This is a genomic window from uncultured Tateyamaria sp. (assembly GCF_947503705.1).
Taxonomy (GTDB): Bacteria; Pseudomonadota; Alphaproteobacteria; order Rhodobacterales; family Rhodobacteraceae; genus Tateyamaria.
Map to the genome: position 1 here is coordinate 733548 of NZ_CANNES010000001.1, position 18811 is coordinate 752358.

Below are 18811 nucleotides of genomic sequence, written 5' to 3' on the forward strand. Positions count from 1 at the left end.
CTTATGAAGCTCCTTTCCCTCTTTGCCTTTGCCGCCTTTGCGCTGGACCAGCTGAGTAAATTTCTGGTCATCCATGTGATGGGCGTGTCGCAGTTCAATCCTGTGGATGTGTGGCCGCCGCTGCTGCGCTTGCGCTATGGCGAGAACCGGGGGATCAACTTTGGCCTCTTTGGCGATGGGGTCAGTGTTTGGGTCCTGATCGGGATCGCCCTGGCGATTTGCGTGGGCGTTCTGGTCTGGCTGTGGCGGCATCCGCAACCGCCTTTGGCCACTGCCAGTGCTGGACTGCTTATCGGGGGTGCTCTGGCCAATGTGCTGGACCGGTTGCTTTATGGCTTTGTGCTGGATTTCCTGAACATGTCCTGCTGCGGGATCGACAATCCGTTTGTGTTCAATGTGGCTGATATCTTTATCTTTGCAGGCGCCCTTGGCCTCGTCTTCTTTGGGCATGATCCCAGGCCGGGCAAAAAGGGCGCGTGACAAGGTGGGTCAAGCTGCGATAATGCGAACCAAATGAGGAGAGTTCGGATGCGTTTGATCGCATGTGCATTAATATGCGTGACTGCGCTGGCCGCTTGCGAGAACAAGGGTTTGCGCCAGGTTCAGGCGACGGGCAACGGCCCGGACGAGTTCATCGTGGTGCCCGCCCTTCCGCTGGAGCAGCCGGAAAACCTGGGCGCGCTGCCTGATCCGACGCCGGGCGGGTTCAATCGCTCTGATCAGCGCCCGCTTGAGGAAAGTGTCGCACAGCTGGGTGGGCAGCGCGGCTCGCCCAACGCGCCGATCCCGGGACGCGATGCAGCGCTGGTCAATCACGCCAACCGCTTTGGCGTCGATCCGAATATCCGAGGCGAACTGGCAGCGGCAGACGAACAATTCCGCAAGCGCCAGTCCCGCCTGACGCAGATCCGCCTGTTCAGCGAAGACCTGTACAACCGGGCCTATCGCCGTGAGGCACTGGACGCGCGCGCAACAGCCCGTGCTTTCCGCCGCGCAGGCATTCCGACGCCGACCGCTCCGCCAGGTGGCCCGCGGTTGCGGCGCCGATAGGGCGCTTTTTGCTCACAAACGCGCCAGTGCAGCTTGAATAGGGGCGGCGGCACCGTATCTGGTTTCGCAACCGCCCTGAACACAGGACTTGCAATGAACCGTTTCCGTGCCGCCCTTTTTGGTCTTGCCGCCAGCTTTGTCGCGTTTCCGCTTTTTGCGGCAACCAAAGACGGTGTGACCGCGTTCGTTTTGGACAACGGAATGGAAGTCGTCGTGGTTGAAGACAACCGCGCGCCCGTCGTGCAGCACATGGTGTGGTACAAGGCCGGATCAGCCGACGAGCCAAAAGGGTCGTCGGGCGTGGCCCATTTTCTGGAACACCTGCTGTTCAAGGCCACAGATACGCTTGCCGATGGTGAGTTGTCGGCCACGGTTGCAGCCAATGGGGGGCGCGACAACGCCTTTACCAGCTATGACTACACCGCTTATTTCCAGCGGGTGGCTGCCGATCGCCTGGAACTTATGATGCGGATGGAGGCGGACCGGATGCGCAATATCCGCCTGACCGAGCAGAACATCGCGACCGAGCGCAACGTGATCCTCGAAGAGCGCAACCAACGCACCGACAGCAATCCGGCGGCCCTTTTCAGCGAACAGATGCGGGCTACGCAATACCTCAACCATCGCTATGCCGTGCCGATCATTGGCTGGCGTCACGAGATGGAAACGCTGGATATGGCGGATGCCATCGGGTTCTATGACACCTACTACTATCCCAACAACGCCATCCTGATCGTGTCAGGCGACGTTGACCCGGACGAGGTCAAAGCGCTGGCCGAAAAATACTACGGCGTAATCCCGGCCAATCCTGATCTGCCCGAACGCCTGCGGACCGAAGAGCCGCCCCAAACCGCCGAGCGCCGCCTGATCTTTCGCGATGCGCGCGTTGCGCAACCTTATGTGAGCCGGTCATATCTGGCCCCGGAACGCGACAGCGGCGATCAGGAAATGGCGGCCGCCCTGACCCTTTTGGCGGATGTGCTGGGCGGCGGGACGACAAGCTATCTGACCGAAAAGCTGCAATTTGATACGCAAAAGGCAGTCTATTCAGCGTCATTCTACCGGGGGATTTCACTGGACGATGCCACGTTCAACGTTGTCGTTGTCCCCACGCCTGGCGTGAGCCTGCAAGAGGTTGAGGATGCGATGGACGCCACCATCTCCCAATTTCTTGAGGACGGTGTGGACGAAGAACAGCTGGAGCGGATCAAGTATCAACTGCGCGCCAGTGAAACCTATGCCCGCGACAATGTTGACCGGATTGCAAACCGCTATGGCCGGGCTCTGACCTCTGGTCTGACGGTCGGGGATGTGCAGGCCTGGCCCGATATCCTGCAAGCTGTGACCGCTGACGACATCATGGCCGCGGCCCGGATGGTTCTGAACCGGGATGCATCGGTGACCGGTTGGCTGATGCGCAATGAGGAGGTGACCCAATGACCCGTTTGTTTGCGGCCGTGATGCTGGCCCTCGTCTCCACTTTGCCCGCCCGGGCCGAAATCGAAATTCAGGAGGTTGTCAGTCCCGGCGGCATCACGGCCTGGCTGGTTGAGGAACCTTCCATCCCCTTCATGGCGCTGGAATTGCGCTTTCGCGGGGGGGCATCGCTGGATGCACCTGGCAAGCGGGGGGCCATAAATCTGATGACCGGCCTTTTGGAAGAAGGGGCGGGTGATCTGGATTCGCGTGCTTTTGCCCGCGAGATCGAAAGCCTTGCTGCCAGCTTCAGCTATGATGCCAGCGACGATTCCGTGTCTGTCTCTGCCCGTTTCCTGAGCGAGAACCGCCCCGAGGCGGTGGCCCTGTTGCGGGCGTCGATCATCGAGCCCAGTTTTGAACAGGTTGCCTTGGACCGGGTCCGAGAACAGGTGCTGTCGGGTCTGCGGTCTGACGCAAAGGATCCCGACGAGATTGCGCGCGCAGCCTTTGACGCGATGGCCTATGGTGACCACCCTTACGCCACGCCCTACGAGGGTACGATCGAGAGCGTCACGGCCCTGACCCGTGACGATATGCTGGCCGCGCACCGCGCCGTGTTTGCCAAGGATCGCCTTTATGTTGGGGCCGTTGGTGACATCACGCCCGAAGAATTGGGCCCGCTGCTGGACGCGCTGCTGGGCGCGCTGCCCGAAGAGGGCGCGCCCCAACCTGGACCTGCGAATATTACCATTGAAGGGGGCACCACCGTGATTCCCTTTGACACGCCGCAATCCGTTGCCATCTTTGGCCAGCCCGGCATTGCCCAGGAAGATCCTGACTTCTTTGCGGCCCGCGTGCTGAATCAAGTGCTGGGCGCTGGCGGGTTTGAAAGTCGGCTGATGACCGAAGTGCGCGAAAAGCGCGGACTGACCTACGGGGTCTACTCCTTTCTCGTGCCCAATGACCACGCGGCAACCTATCAGGGTCAGGTTGCGTCGGCCAATGACCGCATTGCCGAAGCCGTCTCTGTCATCCGGGGCGAATGGGCCCGCGCCGCCGCCGAGGGGGTGACACAAGCCGAATTGGACGCCGCCAAGACCTATGTGACCGGTGCCTATCCGCTGCGCTTTGACGGCAATGGACCGATTGCGCGCATCATGGTGGGTATGCAGATGCTGGGCCTGCCCATCGACTACATTGCAACACGTAATGAAAAGGTCGAGGCCGTCACGTTGCAGGATGTCCGCCGTGTCGCCGGTGAGTTGCTGGACCCCGAGGGTCTGCATTTCGTGGTGGTAGGCCAACCCGTCGGTTTGGAGAGTACTGTCGCCAATTGAGTGCTGCGCGCGGACGCGTTTTTTGGCGCTTTGACCCAAACCCCGGGATTTTTTGAAACAGAGAAGTGTTATTCCCCGTATGGCACCCAGATGGTTTTGACCTCTGTGGCGGCTTGCAGGAACGCGCGACCTTCGCCTTCGGCGCCGTACCAATCCCGCGCCTGACCATTGTTCACCCAGGTTCGTTTGATGTTGCCTGCCGCCTCGCGTTCGATTGTGGAGCTGAGGTCACTGCTGGAGAATGACCAGACCGCGTCGATATTGAGGTGCTTGCCCATGTGTGGGGCCAGTTCGCTATGGCTGCCTGTGAGGATGTTGACCACGCCAGCCGGTACGTCCGAGGTTTCCAGAATCTGGTAGAAGTCTGTGGCGGCCAGCGGGAATGGTTCTGACGCCGTCAGGATCACTCTGTTGCCCATGGCGATGGCGGGTGCGATGCAGGAGATCAGGCCAAGCAGGGGCGCCTCATCCGGGCAGAATGCGCCGATCACGCCTACCGGTTCGTGCATGGCCAGCGCGATGCCTTTGATGGGAACACCCTTGGCCGCACCGTCATATTTGTCGGCCCACGCGGCATAGGTAAACAGGCGCTGGATTGAGGCCTCAACCTCTTTGTCTCCCGACCGGCCGCCTTGCATCTTGTTTATGCGGTCCGCGAATTCGTCGGCTCGGGCAGAGAGGTTTTCAGCGATGTAGTAGAGGATTTGCGCGCGCAGGTGACCAGTGGTTTTTGACCATCCTTTTGCCGCATGCGCAGCCTCGACCGCATTGCGCAGGTCCTTGCGATTGGCGAGGCTGGATTGACCCAGAAGCGCGCCGGATTTGCCATAGACATTGCGTGAATAGCCCCCGTCGGGCCGCGCCTGCTTGCCCCCGATATAGAGCTTGGCAGTGCGGTCCAGCGGGTCTGTTGGCGTGTCTTCGCCAATATAGGCCGGGATGGGTTTCAGCGCTTTTGGTTTGCCTTTGGACTTGGTGTAGCTTTGAAGCCCTTCCCAGCCGCCCTCGCGTCCGAACCCGCTTTCGCGGACCCCGCCAAAACCCGCAGCGGCATCCATCATGTTGGTCCCATTCACCCAGACGATGCCTGCGACCAGTTTGGGTGCGATGTCGAGGGCGAGGTTGACGTTCTCACTCCACACCGACGCGGCCAGACCGTAGCGGGTGTTGTTGGCAAGTTCCACCGCCTCGGCGGGTGTGCGGAAGGTGGTGGAAACGAGGACGGGGCCAAATATCTCCTCCTGCATCAACGTGTCGGCGGTGTTGAGGCCGGTGATGAGGGTGGGGGGATAGTAGCAGCCTGTGGCGGGCAGCGTCGTTTGAGGTTGATAAGTGTTGCCCGCGTCGTTGGCGCTGACCATCTTGGTGATCGTTTCCAACTGGCCGGGATCAACGATAGCCCCGATGTCGATGGACTTGTCCAGCGGATCGCCGATGCGCAACTTGTCCATTCGCGCGCGGAGTTTGGCATAGAACACATCGGCCACCGGTTCGTGGACCAACAGCCGCGATCCTGCGCAGCAGACCTGACCCTGATTGAACCAGATTGCATCCACGAGGCCCTCGACGGCGCTGTCCAGATCGGCGTCGTCAAAGACGATGTAGGGGGATTTGCCACCCAATTCGAGCGTGAGCGCCTTGCCGGTGCCTGCCGTCGCCGCGCGAATGCGGCGACCCACGGCGGTGGAGCCTGTAAAGGCCACCTTGTCCACGTCTGCGTTCACGATCATCTCGCCCACGGCACCATCGCCAGTCACGATGTTCACGATACCATTGGGCACGCCCGCCTGACGGCAGATGTCGGCAAAGAGCAGAGCGGTCAGTGACGTGTATTCGGCGGGTTTGAGAACAACAGTATTGCCCATGGCCAGCGCAGGCGCGATTTTCCAGGCCAGCATCAGGAGCGGGAAGTTCCAGGGGATGATCTGGCCGCACACGCCGAGCGCCTCGCGATCGGGAAGCTCGGCGTCCATCAACTGGGCCATGCCCGCGTGATAGTAGAAATGGCGTTGGGCCAAAGGCACGTCGATGTCGCGGGCCTCCCGGATGGGCTTGCCGTTGTCGAGCGTTTCCAGGACAGCGAACAGGCGGCTGTGTTTCTGCAAGAGGCGGGCGATGGCATAAAGGACACGGGCGCGGGCATGACCGCCGGATTTCGCCCATTTGGGCTGGGCCGCGCGAGCGGCTTTTACGGCGGCGTCCACATCTGATTGGGTTGCCTGGGTCAGTGTTGCCAGAACCTCGCCCGTGGCTGGGTTGGTGCTGTCGAATCCATTGGCAGGATCGGTAAAGGCTCCGTCGATGAAGTGGCCGAACCGGGCACCTTGATCCACGATCCACGCCAGTGCGTCGCCTGCGGCTTCCGGGGCGGTGCCGTAATCCATCGTCTCGAATATGTCTTTGACGGTCATGTCTGCGTCCTTGGTTCGATGCCGGGCGGCGTTTTCCGTCTCGGAAAACGGCCGGAATTTGTGTCAAATTCCGCTCACCCCATCGGGTGGCGATATCCTGCGGAATAGGCGCCGGTCAGGTGATGTTCCAACTGACGCTCAATGTCGCCCAGAAGGGACGACGCGCCAAAACGGAAGAGGTCTGGCTGCAACCAGCGATCCCCCAGCTCTTCCTTGATCAGCGAAAGGTATACCAGCGCGTCCTTTGCCTTGGAAATCCCGCCCGCGGGTTTGTAGCCGACCCGGTATCCCGTCCGCTCGAAATAATCGCGGATGGCCCGGATCATGACCAGCGTAACGGGGAGGGTGGCGTTCACGCTTTCCTTGCCGGTCGACGTCTTGATGAAATCCGCCCCGGCCATCATGCAAACCATCGATGCCCGCGCCACATTGCGCAAGGACCCAAGTTCGCCGGTGGCCAGGATCGCTTTGACATGGGCGTCGCCGCAGGCCTCGCGCATTTCTGCCATCTCGTCATAAAGCGCTTTCCAGTTTCCTTCCAACACGTGCCTGCGCGAGATCACGATGTCGATTTCTTCGGCTCCGGCGGCCACGCTTTCGCGGATCTCCTGAATACGCAGGTGAAAGGGGGACAGGCCTGCCGGAAAGCCTGTCGAGACGGCGGCCACTGGAATGCCCGTCCCTTTTAGAGCTGTCACCGCCGCAGGCACCATATCATGGTAAACACACACCGCCCCGGTGGTCAGGCCGGTCATGCCCAGCTGTTCCAACAAATCGGCCCGCACCGGCTGGCGCGCCTTGGCGCAAAGCCGCCCAACCCGCCGTTCTGTGTCATCCCCCGACAGGGTGGTCAAATCGATGCAAGACACCGCCCGCAAGAGCCAGGCCGCCTGATGATCCTTCTTGATCGAGCGCCGCCCGGGCAAGCTTGCACAACGTCGTTCGATGGCAGAGGTGTTCGCCTGCACAGACCTGACCCAATCCAGATCGAGCGCCATGCCGGGATTGCGCGGCTCTGTCACTTGGGGCAGTTGATGTGTCTGGGTCACGGTTTCGGGTGTCTGCGTTGTGGGGCTTTGCATGGTCACTCTCTTGGGCCGTTGCACCGCAAAGTGGTCGCATGAGGAACCGCGTTTGGCAAGCGCTGCCCGTGCGGCACGCTGCTCTGCACATCTTGTGCACAAGGGGTGCGATGCGTCCTGCACAAGGCCTTGTCATTGGTGTTACGACCAAAACACAAGGCAAAAGGCCCCCGGCATGACGTACTATCCCGTAGACACTCCACCAACCGTTCACGCCTGCCCCGAGGCCAGTCGCCGCAGGGCCAGCGTCAAGGCCGTTTTACTGATCCTGTTGATCGCCCTGGGCGATCTGGCGGTCTGGAACGTGACCCCGGGCCTGAGCCTTGCGGTTTTTGCATTTGCCGCTGTGTTTGCGGGGCTCAGCCTTGGGTGGGCCCGCTTGACTGTGCGGTCCCGCGTCGGGGTTGCAGCGGGTGGCGTCTTGGCGCTGCTGCCGCTGGTCGAGCTTGTGCAGCCGCTTTCTTTGTTGATTGCCTGGGTCGGATTATGTGCGGTCTGTGTGGTGCTGGCGGGGGTGACGCGGCATGACATAATGCGCGGCGTGATGCGTTTGTGGTGGGTGGCTCCGGCGCAAATTGGGCGCGACCTGGTCGGGGGCGCACAGCGCCTCGGCACGATCACCATGGCAGAGCGTGATTTGCAGAGCACCTTGCTTGGATGGGCCGTGCCTGTGGCTTTGTCGATCCTCTTTGCCCTTTTGCTGGTTGGGGCCAATCCGGTGTTGGACCACAGCCTGACGCGCCTCTTCACCTGGAGCCCGCCCAGCCCGGACATCGCCCGCATGATCCTTTGGAGCCTTTTGGCAGTGTTGATCTGGCCCTGGCTGGTCGCCGTTCGGATGCAGGCCCGGTTGATCCGGCACCGTCCTGTACGCGTCACCGTCAAACGGCCCGGCCTGATCAATGCCGCCTCTGTCGCGCGGTCCTTGGTGGCATTCAACGCACTCTTTGCGGTGCAGACCGGGATGGACGTCCTGTTCCTTTACGGCGCCGCCGCCCTGCCCGAGGGGATCAGCCCGGCGACCTATGCTCATCGCGGGGCCTACCCGCTGCTGGTCACGGCATTGCTCGCCGGGGCTTTTGCGGTGCTGGCGCGGCCACACTTGGCGGGGCGGCCCGTCCTGCGCTGGTCGATGATGCTGTGGCTGGCGCAGACGCTGGCTCTGGTCTTTGCCTCGCTTTGGCGCCTGGATCTTTATGTCGGAGCCTATGGCCTGACGCCGTTGCGCCTGATGGCCTTTGTCTGGATGGGGATCGTGGCCATCGGCCTTGGCATTACCGCCCAGCAGATTTGGGAGGACCGGCCCGCCCTTTGGATGCTAGTGCGCAGTGCGCTTTTGGGGGCCGTGACGCTTTATGCCTGTGCTTTCGTGAACTTTGATGGTGCCGTCGCCCGCTATAACCTGACGCGCGATGTGCCGGAGGATCGGCGCTTGCTGTGCAAGATGAGCGAAGGGGTTATGCCCGCCATTGAGCGCTTTTCGGGGCAAAGCACAGCGGACTATTGCGAAGTCTACTACCGGGTGCCGACCTTGTTTCGCCCGATGGATTGGCGCGAATGGGGCTTTCGCAACTGGCGGGTGCGCCGTAGCCTCGCGGCCATGATGCAATCCACGGACACCGCACAAAGATGAAGGCCGAGATTCTGATTGTGGACGATGATCCGCAGATCCGTTCAGTCCTGCGGATTGCATTGGGTCAGGCGGGCCACAGTGTGACCGAAGCCGGTGACGGGGCCGAAGGGTTGGCCAAGGCTCGCAGCGGGCGCTTTGACTTGATCGTGCTCGACATCGGCCTGCCCGAGATGGATGGCCTTGCCTTGTGTCGTGCCTTGCGCACCACGGATCAGACGCCGGTTGTGTTCCTGACCGCCCGCCAGGACGAGATTGACCGCGTGTTGGGCTTTGAACTTGGTGGCGATGACTATGTGACCAAGCCCTTTTCGCCGCGCGAACTGGTGGCACGGATCGGTGCCATCCTGAAACGCAGCGGGCCGCAGGTGCAGCCATCGCTGGCGCGCGGTGTCCTCAAGCTCGACCCGGATCGCCACATGTGTACTGTGCAAGACCGCCCCGTCACATTGACCGCCCGCGAGATGGAGATTTTGGCCCACCTCATGGCTCACCCCGACCGGGTGTCGGCGCGTCCTGCGCTGACCGATGCGCTTTATGGGCGGAACGGGGGTGTCAGTGACCGGACGCTCGACAGCCATTTGCGCAACCTGCGGGCCAAATTGGCACAGGCGGGTTGTGATGACGCGATCGAAACAGTGCACGGCATTGGCATTCGGATGGGCCCATGCACCGCATAACCCGAAAATGGCGACCGCCGCTGGCGTTGGTTCTGGGCGGCACCTTGGCGGCAGTGCTGAGCTTGCCGATCCTGGGCATCGTCTATCTGAGGCTCTGGGGCAATGTGCTGGGCTGGGGCGAGGCGGCGTGGCTGATTGCAGGTCTGGCCTGTGTCGCGACCCTGGTGCTGGGTTTTTTGCTATGGCGCTTGGTGCTGCGCCCCGTGCATGCGCTGACCGGCTATGCCCGGGCGATGAAGGAGGGACAACCGGCACCAATCCCCACGCATTTCGGAACGCCCGAGTTGAGCACCTTGGCGGCCAGCGTCACCTCCATGGGTGACGGCCTGCGCAGTCGCGCGGCGGGCATCCAGGCCTATGCTGATCACGTCACGCACGAGTTGAAATCCCCCCTGACGGCCATTCGCGGCGCGTCCGAACTGCTTCAGGATGGGGCAAAGGGTGCAGCGGCGCAGGCCCTCACAGAAACCATCGATCAGGCAGCGCAGCGGATGCAAGCGCTGCTCGACGATCTGGCGCGCCATGCGCAAGCCACCTCAAGCGCCGGGGCCGGAACCTGTCTCGTGTCGGAGGCTGCATCGGAGTTGGAAGCCGATATCGCGATTGAGATTGTAGACGATGGTACAGTGCCGTTGATCCGTGAGGATCTGGTCACCATCCTAACGCAGATGGCGCATAACGCGGCCGAACATAGTGCAGCCAAGCTGACCTTGGAAGCCGCAGAAAATGGGCTGATCATCCGCGACAATGGGCGCGGGATCAGTGCGGGTAACCGGGCGCGTGTGTTTGATCCGTTCTTTACCACCCGGCGGGACAGTGGCGGCACTGGGATGGGGCTAAGCATCGTGCGCAGCCTCGTCCAGGCGCGGGGTGGAACTATTTCACTGCTGAATGAAGGGTCGGGCGCCTCTTTTTGCATCGAATTTGACTAAAAGCGCAGAATCTGAGCGCTTCAGTTGCGAACGCTTCGCAGAAACATTGACTTTCTGCGAATGACTCTCATATTCAATCTCATGACACACAACCGCTCTCTTATGCTTTCTCGCCGTGCCGCATTGGCCAGTCTTGCCGCATTTGCTGCGGCCCCTGCCTTTGCCGCTAATCGTCTCAACATCGTTGCGACCACAGGTATGGTTGCCGATCTTGTCCGCCAAGTTGGCGGGGACGCTGTCACCGTGCAGGGTCTGATGGGGGCGGGTGTTGACCCGCATGGCTACCGCCAGACCCGCAGCGACATTGTCGCCATGACCCGGGCGGATGCCACGTTCTGGCATGGCCTGTTCCTTGAGGCGCAGATGGAGGCGTTTTTTGAGGATTTGGGCCGCAAGCGCCCCGTACACGCGGTGGCCGAAACGCTGGAGCCCTCGGGTCTGCTGGCGCATGAGGATTACGCGGGCCGCTTTGACCCCCATGTCTGGATGGACCCGACGATGTGGGCGCAATGCACTCCGGTGGTAGTCGAGGCCCTGTCGGCCCTGCGCCCAGATTTGCGTGCTACCTTTGAGGCAAATGCGGCGGCTTTTGCCGCTGAGGCCAAGGCGCTTGAGGCCTATTCCCGCGCCACACTGATGGCCGTGCCCGAAGACCAACGCGTGTTGCTAACCGCGCATGACGCCTTTGGCTATTTCGGCCAGGCCTATGGGTTTGAGGTCATGGGCATCCAGGGCATTTCGACCGAAAGCGAGGCGGGGCTGAACCGCATTGGCCAGCTTGTCGATTTCCTTGTGGCGCGGCAATTGCCTGCGGTCTTTGTGGAAACTTCAGTCTCTGACCGCAATATCCGGGCGCTTATCGAAGGGGCGTCTGCCCAAGGTCACATGGTGCGCATCGGCGGGTCTCTGTTCAGTGACGCGATGGGCCCCGAGGGAACCTATGAAGGCACGTGGCTGGGCATGATTGACCACAACGTAACCACCATCGCGCGGGCACTGGGCGTTGATGCGCCGGTGGCTGGCCGCTTGGGCAAATTGGCGGGATCCGCATGAACATTGCATTGGTGACAGATCAGGCGTTTGAAGTGGATCGCGCCGCCCGCACAGCCAGCCCCCTGTCAGTGCGTGGCCTGACGGTATCCTATGGTCAGACGCCTGCGATTTTCTCTGTTGATATGACGGTGCGCGCAGGTGCGATGACTGCCATTGTCGGGCCCAACGGCGCGGGTAAATCAACCTTGCTCAAGGCCGCTTTGGGCGTTGTCACCCCGCTTGCCGGATCGGTCAGCGTTTTTGGCCAACCCTTGGCCAAAATGCGTGACCGGATCGCCTATGTGCCTCAACGTGCCAGCGTGGATTGGGATTTCCCGACCCGCGTGATCGACGTGGTGATGATGGGTCTGTATCGCCAGCTGGGCCTCTTGGGCCGCATTCGGGCCAAGCACCGCGCGCAGGCCATGAACTGCCTTGAACGCGTCGGCATGACCGACTTTGCAACCCGTCAGATCGGCCAGTTGTCCGGCGGCCAGCAGCAACGTGTGTTCCTCGCCCGTGCCTTGGCGCAGGATGCGGATATTTACGTTTTGGATGAACCCTTTGCGGGCGTTGATGCGGCAACGGAAAAGGCGATCATCGCCGTGTTGAAAGAGTTGCGCGATACTGGGCGAACCGTTCTGGCCGTACATCATGACCTGACGACCGTGCCCGACTATTTCGACGATGTGGTGCTGTTGAATACGCAAGTGGTGGCCGCTGGCCCCGTGGTCGACACCTTCACCGAGACCAACCTGCAAGCCGCCTATGGCGGACGCCTCGCAACGGCCCGCGTCGATCCCGAAAGCGCGGCGGGCTAGGCCATGCTGGCCGATGCGCTGCTGTTGCAGCTGGGTTATAACGCGACGCTTGTGACCCTTGGGGCCGCTTTGCTGGGTATAGCTGCGGGCGTCGCGGGCACTTTTCTGTTCTTGCGCAAACGGGCTTTGGTCAGTGACGCGATTTCGCATGCGACGCTACCGGGCGTTGGCATCGCCTTTATCCTGATGGTGGCGATGGGGGGCGACGGTCGCTCGCTCTTTGGTTTGCTGATAGGGGCCAGTGTTTCGGCAGCCATTGGCCTTTTATGCGTCCATTGGCTAACGAAAAGGACGCGGCTGGGCGAGGACGCCGCGATTGGAGCCGTTTTGTCGGTTTTCTTTGGTTTTGGCATCGTGATCCTGACCGTCATTCAGACGATGAATGCTGGCCGCCAAGCGGGGCTGGAGGGGTTTTTGCTGGGCTCCACCGCCGGGATGTTGCGGAGCGATGCATTGCTGCTCGCCGTGGCGGCGGCGGCGGTGCTGGTGCTGGTTCTGGTTCTGCGGAGGCCTTTGGAGCTGGCGGCCTTTGACCCCGGCTATGCCGAAGCAGCCGGGTGGTCACTCAACCGGATTGATCTGTCGATGATGGGGATCGTGCTGGTGGTGACCGTTGTGGGCCTCAAGATTGTGGGCCTGATCCTGATTGTGGCCTTGCTGATCGTCCCTGCGGTCACGGCGCGGTTCTGGACGGACAGATCCGACCAGGTCGTTGTGATTGCGGGCATCGTTGGCGGAGTTTCGGGCTATGTCGGTGCCGCAACCTCGGCCCTTGCCCCCGCCTTGCCGACAGGTCCGATCATCGTGTTGGTGGGCTTTGCCTTGTTCCTTGTGTCGCTGTTGCTTTCACCGGGGCGCGGGGTGCTGGCGTCGGTCCTGACGCATTGGCGCTACCAACGGCGGGTACACATGCGGCAGGGGCTGCTGGCGCTTGCGCAGGGGCAGCCGATTTACGAGGCGCTGACGCGGCGGTTGATGCATCGGGCGGGCCTGATCCTGCCCGACGGGGTGGCCACGGCGGACGGTCAGGCGGCGGCGGCCAAGGCGCTGCTGGACGAAACCCGCTGGTCGATTGTGCGCGCCGACCAAAGCTTTGCCTCTGCGGCCACCCGCTATGACGGGCTGACGGCGATCGAGGAATACCTGACCCCAGATCAGGTCCGCGAGATTGACCGGCGCATTGCCGCGCCGCAGGCGGCGGTGTGATGGGGGCCGAATTCGTCGCCCTGTCGCTGCCCCCGATCCTGATCGGGATCTGCGTGGCAGTGGCCTGTGCGCTGCCGGGAAACTTTCTGCTGCTGCGCCGCCAGGCCTTGATTGGGGACGCGATCAGCCATGTGGTTTTGCCCGGCATCGTGGTGGCGTTTCTGGTGACGGGACTGGTGGCGACGGGGCCGATGTTGCTGGGGGCCGCGGCGGCGGCGGTGATCGCCGTCATCGCGATTGAGGCCATTCGCAGGCTTGGCCGGATTGAGGCGGGCGCGGCTATGGGTGTCGTCTTTACCGCGATGTTCGCGGGCGGAGTTTTGCTTTTGGAACAATCGGATACGTCGTCGGTGCATCTGGATGTGGAACACGCGCTGTTTGGCAATCTGGAAAGCTTGATCTGGCTAGATGCCACCGGCTGGGCGTCGCTGATGGACCCTGTGGCGCTGGCCACGATCCCGGTTGAGCTGCCCCGGATGGCGCTGGCGCTGGTGGTCATTTGCGCGTTTTTGTTCCTGTTCTGGAGACCCCTGAGCCTGTCGACCTTTGACGAAGGATACGCCCAAGGGCTGGGCATCGCCCCGGGGCCGCTGGGCCTGGGGCTGGTCATCATGTCGGCCATCGCGGCGGTGGCCGCCTTTGACGCGGTAGGGTCGATCATCGTGATCGCGATGTTCATCTGCCCGCCCGCCGCGGCGCGGATGATGACGAACCGGTTGGGGCACCAAGTGGCCTGGTCGGCCGGGTTCGCGGCGCTGGCGGCGGTGCTGGGATATGTGCTGGCAGGCTACGGCCCGCTGTGGATCGGCGCGGGCGGATCGGTGAGTGCAGCGGGCATGATCGCGACGGTGTCAGGCCTGATCCTGGGGGTTGCGGCGATGGCCGGCCCCCACCGTACGCGCAACAGTTAACGGACGGTCGGAACGCAACGTCGACTGGGGCTGCGTTAACCCCTTATTTTACTGTGAAAAGCGGGTGTCACCGTACGTGAACCATCCGTACACAACCTGTGCACCGGTTTGTGTGCTTTTGGGTTTGATGGGTGGGGTTAACGGGACGTGCGGTGGGGTTTGTTAAGAAAAGGTTAATGGCTGGTCTGCGGGACAGATCGAACTTTCGCTGCACTTGCGCGATCGTCTGGTGATGGTTTGACAAGTGTTCGTTTACGACAGCACGCAAGTCAGGGTTCACTCGTTCTCCCAAGCGCGCATCGAAGGAAACACGCGTAATCGAAGCGATGAACGCGCGGACGCGAGACTTTGACGTCACTATTTGAATCACAAGTTAAGAGTTTACAAACTAGCATCCCCGCATCAGCAGAGAGGCATCGCTCTTAAGGTTAAGCGTCAAGGCCACCACGGCGTTTGTTGTGTTGCATCGAATATCCTCTTCCGACGTGCCGATATTTCCTGTTGCGACGTAAATCAAATAAACAAACCGGTCACCATGCTTTACTGATCGGTTTACTACAAACTTATCTGGGCTCAACTCATCCCCCATATCAAGAAGCCTAGCGCCAAAATGCGGAATTTCGTATCGGTTCTCAAAATCGGACATAAAGTAAATCACAAAGTCGGCGTCCTGCAGTCCTACGTAACCTTCTTGATTATATGAAACGCCTTCTGGTGCGTTTGCGTTCAAATATGCGATCAGTCCAGTAGGTGGCTGATATGTTACTACGTTCAAATTCAAGACTTCTTCTTCCGCAAAAGCTCCACTTCCCAACAAGCCCACAAAAAGCGCCGTAGTCACAAGCATTGAAGAACTTTGTCGTTTCTTCGCATTCATAGCTTCGGTTTCCATCTCAATTCATGCGCTTGGCTTGCTCATAACTTTGTTGCACATCACATTCGCTTCGCGTGGGTGTGTGCAACACAAGTACCCTACCATATCCATAACCCCGCTTTACCTTCCAGTAGCAAGCATTCGTGCACACCGCAGCATCGGTCAAAATGGGCTCCAAGCTGACATTGCGAAGTACGTGTTGATCGTCGGCACTGCCCCCTCAACTCCCCCGATACGTTGAATAGCCGTAGGGGGAGAGCAGGAGGGGGACGTGGTAGTGGGCGGCCTCGTCTGTCACGCCGAACCGGATTGGGATTTGGTCCAGGAATTTGATCTCGTCGGTGCTTAGCCCGTTTGCGTCGATGTAAGCGCCGCAGAAAAAGATCAGCTCGTATTGGCCTGCCTTCATCTTGCCTGCGGGCAGGATCGGGCTGTCGGTGCGGCCGTCTTCATTGGTCACGGCTTCGGCGATTTTGCGGTGGGAGTTCCCCGACACCCGGTAGAGCGCGATTTTGATCCCTGCGCCCGGCAGGCCCCGCGCCGTGTCCAGCACATGCGTCGTCAGATATCCGGTGGTCATTGCATCCCCTTTCCGCCTAGCGCAGATTAAGCGCCAACAAATCCCAAGAGCAAAGCCCTGTCCATGGTCGAAATGCCCCCTCGTTATCCGCGTGATTTTCATGGCCACGGCCCCGACCGCCCGGATGCCGCCTGGCCCGGGGGCGCGCGCATCGCGGTGTCCTTTGTCGTGAATTACGAGGAGGGGGGCGAAAACTGCCTGCTGCATGGTGATGCGGCGTCGGAGGCGTTTTTGTCCGAGATCGTGGGGGCCGCCCCCTGGCCCGGGCAGCGCCATTGGAACATGGAAAGCATCTATGACTATGGCGCGCGGGCGGGGTTTTGGCGGCTGCATCGGTTGTTCACAGGCGCGAACATTCCGGTGACGGTTTATGGCGTGGCGACGGCGCTGGCCCGCAGTCCGGCCCAGGTGGCCGCCATGCAGGACGCCGATTGGGAGATTGCCAGCCACGGGCTGAAATGGATCGATTACAAGGACTTCTCCGAAGCCGATGAGGCCGCTGATATGGCGGCGGCGATTGAGTTGCATACGCAGGTTACCGGCAGTCCGCCCAAGGGGTGGTATACCGGTCGCGCGTCGGAGAACACGGTGGCTTTGGCGGCCCAGCAGGGTTTTGACTGGATCAGCGACACCTATGATGACGATCTGCCCTATTGGGCAGAAGCCGGGGACCGTGATCAGCTGATCATTCCCTATACGCTGGATTGCAACGACATGCGTTTTGCCACCGCGCAGGGGTTCAATTCGGGCGATCAGTTCTATGCCTATCTGCGCGATACCTTTGATGCGCTTTATGCCGAAGGGGTCGAGGGGCGGCCCGCGATGATGTCCGTTGGCCTGCATTGCCGGTTGGTGGGCAGACCCGGTCGGGTGCAGGCGTTGCGCCGGTTTGTGGAATATGTGCAGGGCCACGAGGGCGTTTGGTGCGCGCGCCGCGCCGATATTGCTGCCCATTGGGCAGAACATCACCCCCATCAGCGCCGTGTACGCTCGTCCGAGTTGGGGCATGAGGCGTTTGTCGAGCAGTTCGGTGGCGTGTTTGAGCATTCGCCCTGGGTGGCCGAAGGAGCATGGGGCCTTGAGCTGGGTCGCGCCCACGACACGGCGCTGGGGCTCCATTCGGCGATGTGCCGGGTGTTTCGCGCGGCGCCCCCAGAGGATCGTTTGCGTGTTTTGCAGGCCCATCCCGATCTGGCAGGCAAGCTGGCGGCGGCCAGGCGGTTGACCGATGACAGCACGGCAGAGCAGGCAAGTGCGGGGCTGGATGCGTTGACCGACGCGGAACGCGAAACTTTTGCAGCAATGAACAGCGCCTATGTGGCCAAACACGGCTTTCCCTTTATCATCGCGGTCCGGGATCATTCCAAGGCGGGCATCCTGCGCGCGTTTGAGCGGCGCGTGAACAACGGCACCGAGGTCGAGTTTGACGAGGCGTGTCGCCAGGTGGAACGCATTGCGCGGCTCAGGTTGGAGGCGATGCTATGAGCACTTATGCGTTTCCACCCGGTGGGATGCCTGACATGGGTGACAACCCCGAAAGCACTGCGATTTTCACCGAAGCTTATGCGGTGCTGCCTGCGTCGACCCAGCGCGATATTGTGACGTCTTTCCTGCCTGACTGGACAGGCACACGGGTCTGGGTCCTGGCTCGTCCGCTCAGCGGTTTTGCGGAAACTTTTGCTCAATACGCGCTGGAACTGGCCCCTGAAGGGGGCAGCAATACGCCTGAACCAGACCGCGATGCACAGGCGGTTCTATTTGTGGCATATGGCGCGGCGCGCCTGACGATGGGGCCCGCGACTTTTGGCCTTGAGGCTGGCAGCTATGCCTATCTGCCACCCGGATCGGCCTGGACTCTGTGGAACCGGAGCGAGGACACCTGCGGCGTGCACTGGATCCGCAAACGATATGTCCAAGGGTCCGGCTACACGATGCCAGAAGCGTTCGTCACCCATGACCGCGATGTCGCCCCAATACCCATGCCCAATTCGAATGGGGATTGGGCCACGCAGCGCTTTGTGGACCCCTTTGATCTGAACCACGACATGCACGTGAATATCGTTAATTTTCGACCCGGTGGCCGCATCCCCTTTGCCGAGACACATGTGATGGAACACGGGCTTTATGTGCTGGAGGGGACGGCCGAGTACCTGCTGAACAAGGATTGGGTCAGCGTGGGCCCCGGTGATTTCATGTGGTTGCGTGCGTTTTGTCCGCAGGCGTGTATCGCAACGGGCGAGGGGCCGTTCCGCTATCTGCTGTACAAGGATGTGAACCGCCATGTCCCTTTGTGAGGTCCGCTGCCTGCCAATGACAGCGGAGGCCTTTGCCCCGTTTGGCGATCTGCTGGACTGTGCGGGTGACCCGGACAAGATGATCAATGCGGGGCTTTGTGGGCGCTATCACGACCGGGCTGTTCTGGATTTCGGTGACGCGCGGGGCGGCATTAGCTTGTTCAAGGCAGAGCCGCGCAGCCTGCCTTATACCCTTGATCTGATGGAGCGGCATCCAGACGGGAGCCAGGCGTTTTTGCCCATGTCAGAGCATTCCTTTCTGGTCACGGTCGCCCCGGATGACGGGGGCCGCCCGGGCGCGCCCCTGGCGTTTCTGACGGCGCCGGGGCAAGGGATCAACCTGCATCGGGGCATCTGGCACGGTGTTCTCACACCTCTGCATGCGCCTGGCCTTTTCGCTGTGGTGGATCGGATCGGGCCGACGCCCAACCTAGAGGAGGTCAGGCTTGATCCGCCCTGGCTGGTGGTGGGGTAACCTTCGAAACGCTTGACGGATGGGGTTTTGCACGGCAGCGATGGTGCAACGGGATGCGTGCCCATTCTTCAGCCAAA

The 18811-nt window shown here is 61.3% G+C and carries 18 protein-coding genes; 14 read left to right on the plus strand and 4 right to left on the minus strand.

Features of this window, described 5'->3' with window-relative positions; all coding sequences use genetic code 11:
• Positions 1-3 precede the first annotated feature (3 nt).
• The 4 genes from lspA to Q1A44_RS03670 all read left to right on the plus strand — a co-directional run bounded on the left by lspA (position 4) and on the right by Q1A44_RS03670 (position 3806).
• Positions 4-480 (plus strand): signal peptidase II, encoded by a 477-nt coding sequence (gene lspA / locus Q1A44_RS03655; RefSeq protein WP_299619808.1) that lies wholly within the window; start codon positions 4-6, stop codon positions 478-480.
• Positions 481-528: 48 nt separating this feature from the next.
• Positions 529-1050 carry a DUF3035 domain-containing protein gene (locus Q1A44_RS03660; protein ID WP_299619810.1) on the plus strand — a complete coding sequence of 174 codons (522 nt, stop codon included), beginning with the start codon at positions 529-531 and terminating at the stop codon, positions 1048-1050.
• 93 nt (positions 1051-1143) lie between these two features.
• Entirely contained in the window at positions 1144-2490 is a 1347-nt protein-coding gene (locus Q1A44_RS03665) for a pitrilysin family protein (protein ID WP_299619812.1), read from the plus strand.
• A complete protein-coding gene (locus tag Q1A44_RS03670; RefSeq protein WP_299619815.1) occupies positions 2487-3806 on the plus strand; it encodes a pitrilysin family protein in 1320 nt (439 codons plus the stop codon). Before Q1A44_RS03665 ends, Q1A44_RS03670 begins: the two co-directional genes overlap by 4 nt.
• Positions 3807-3874: 68 nt before the next feature.
• On the opposite strand, the gene Q1A44_RS03675 is transcribed toward Q1A44_RS03670, so the two are convergent.
• Positions 3875-6217, minus strand: coding sequence for an aldehyde dehydrogenase family protein (locus Q1A44_RS03675; protein ID WP_299619818.1), 2343 nt, complete (start codon positions 6215-6217; stop codon positions 3875-3877).
• A gap of 74 nt (positions 6218-6291) precedes the next feature.
• Positions 6292-7299, minus strand: coding sequence for a deoxyribose-phosphate aldolase (gene deoC, locus Q1A44_RS03680; RefSeq protein WP_299619821.1), 1008 nt, complete (start codon positions 7297-7299; stop codon positions 6292-6294).
• Positions 7300-7474: 175 nt separating this feature from the next.
• Here deoC and Q1A44_RS03685 point away from each other — a divergent pair, with 175 nt between their 5' ends.
• From Q1A44_RS03685 to Q1A44_RS03715, 7 genes are all read left to right on the plus strand, one after another.
• Positions 7475-8932 carry a DUF4153 domain-containing protein gene (locus Q1A44_RS03685; RefSeq protein WP_299619824.1) on the plus strand — a complete coding sequence of 486 codons (1458 nt, stop codon included), beginning with the start codon at positions 7475-7477 and terminating at the stop codon, positions 8930-8932.
• Positions 8929-9609: a response regulator transcription factor gene (locus Q1A44_RS03690; protein ID WP_299619827.1), complete on the plus strand. Its 681-nt coding sequence runs from the start codon at positions 8929-8931 to the stop codon at positions 9607-9609. The genes Q1A44_RS03685 and Q1A44_RS03690 overlap by 4 nt, the downstream gene beginning before the upstream one ends.
• Complete coding sequence (locus tag Q1A44_RS03695; RefSeq protein ID WP_299619830.1) at positions 9597-10541, plus strand: ATP-binding protein; 945 nt, start codon at positions 9597-9599, stop codon at positions 10539-10541. Before Q1A44_RS03690 ends, Q1A44_RS03695 begins: the two co-directional genes overlap by 13 nt.
• Positions 10542-10643: 102 nt before the next feature.
• Positions 10644-11594, plus strand: a complete 951-nt coding sequence (locus Q1A44_RS03700; protein ID WP_299619834.1) for a zinc ABC transporter substrate-binding protein — start codon at positions 10644-10646, stop codon at positions 11592-11594.
• Positions 11591-12394, plus strand: a complete 804-nt coding sequence (locus Q1A44_RS03705) for a metal ABC transporter ATP-binding protein (protein ID WP_299619837.1) — start codon at positions 11591-11593, stop codon at positions 12392-12394. Before Q1A44_RS03700 ends, Q1A44_RS03705 begins: the two co-directional genes overlap by 4 nt.
• A 3-nt stretch (positions 12395-12397) precedes the next feature.
• Positions 12398-13600 (plus strand): metal ABC transporter permease, encoded by a 1203-nt coding sequence (locus tag Q1A44_RS03710; protein WP_299619840.1) that lies wholly within the window; start codon positions 12398-12400, stop codon positions 13598-13600.
• Positions 13600-14511: a metal ABC transporter permease gene (locus Q1A44_RS03715; RefSeq protein ID WP_299619843.1), complete on the plus strand. Its 912-nt coding sequence runs from the start codon at positions 13600-13602 to the stop codon at positions 14509-14511. Before Q1A44_RS03710 ends, Q1A44_RS03715 begins: the two co-directional genes overlap by 1 nt.
• A gap of 388 nt (positions 14512-14899) precedes the next feature.
• Here the strand turns inward: Q1A44_RS03715 and Q1A44_RS03720 are convergent, their stop codons facing one another.
• Positions 14900-15403 carry a hypothetical protein gene (locus Q1A44_RS03720; protein ID WP_299619846.1) on the minus strand — a complete coding sequence of 168 codons (504 nt, stop codon included), beginning with the start codon at positions 15401-15403 and terminating at the stop codon, positions 14900-14902.
• Positions 15404-15605: 202 nt separating this feature from the next.
• Positions 15606-15965, minus strand: a complete 360-nt coding sequence (uraH, locus tag Q1A44_RS03725) for a hydroxyisourate hydrolase (protein ID WP_299619849.1) — start codon at positions 15963-15965, stop codon at positions 15606-15608.
• Between the two features lie 72 nt (positions 15966-16037).
• Here uraH and puuE point away from each other — a divergent pair, with 72 nt between their 5' ends.
• The 3 genes from puuE to Q1A44_RS03740 are packed head-to-tail and all read left to right on the plus strand — an operon-like array spanning position 16038 to position 18734.
• Complete coding sequence (puuE, locus tag Q1A44_RS03730; protein ID WP_299619852.1) at positions 16038-17450, plus strand: allantoinase PuuE; 1413 nt, start codon at positions 16038-16040, stop codon at positions 17448-17450.
• Positions 17447-18259 carry a bifunctional allantoicase/(S)-ureidoglycine aminohydrolase gene (locus tag Q1A44_RS03735; protein ID WP_299619856.1) on the plus strand — a complete coding sequence of 271 codons (813 nt, stop codon included), beginning with the start codon at positions 17447-17449 and terminating at the stop codon, positions 18257-18259. Before puuE ends, Q1A44_RS03735 begins: the two co-directional genes overlap by 4 nt.
• Positions 18246-18734 (plus strand): ureidoglycolate lyase, encoded by a 489-nt coding sequence (locus tag Q1A44_RS03740; RefSeq protein ID WP_299619859.1) that lies wholly within the window; start codon positions 18246-18248, stop codon positions 18732-18734. The genes Q1A44_RS03735 and Q1A44_RS03740 overlap by 14 nt, the downstream gene beginning before the upstream one ends.
• The last annotated feature ends 77 nt before the right edge of the window (positions 18735-18811 follow it).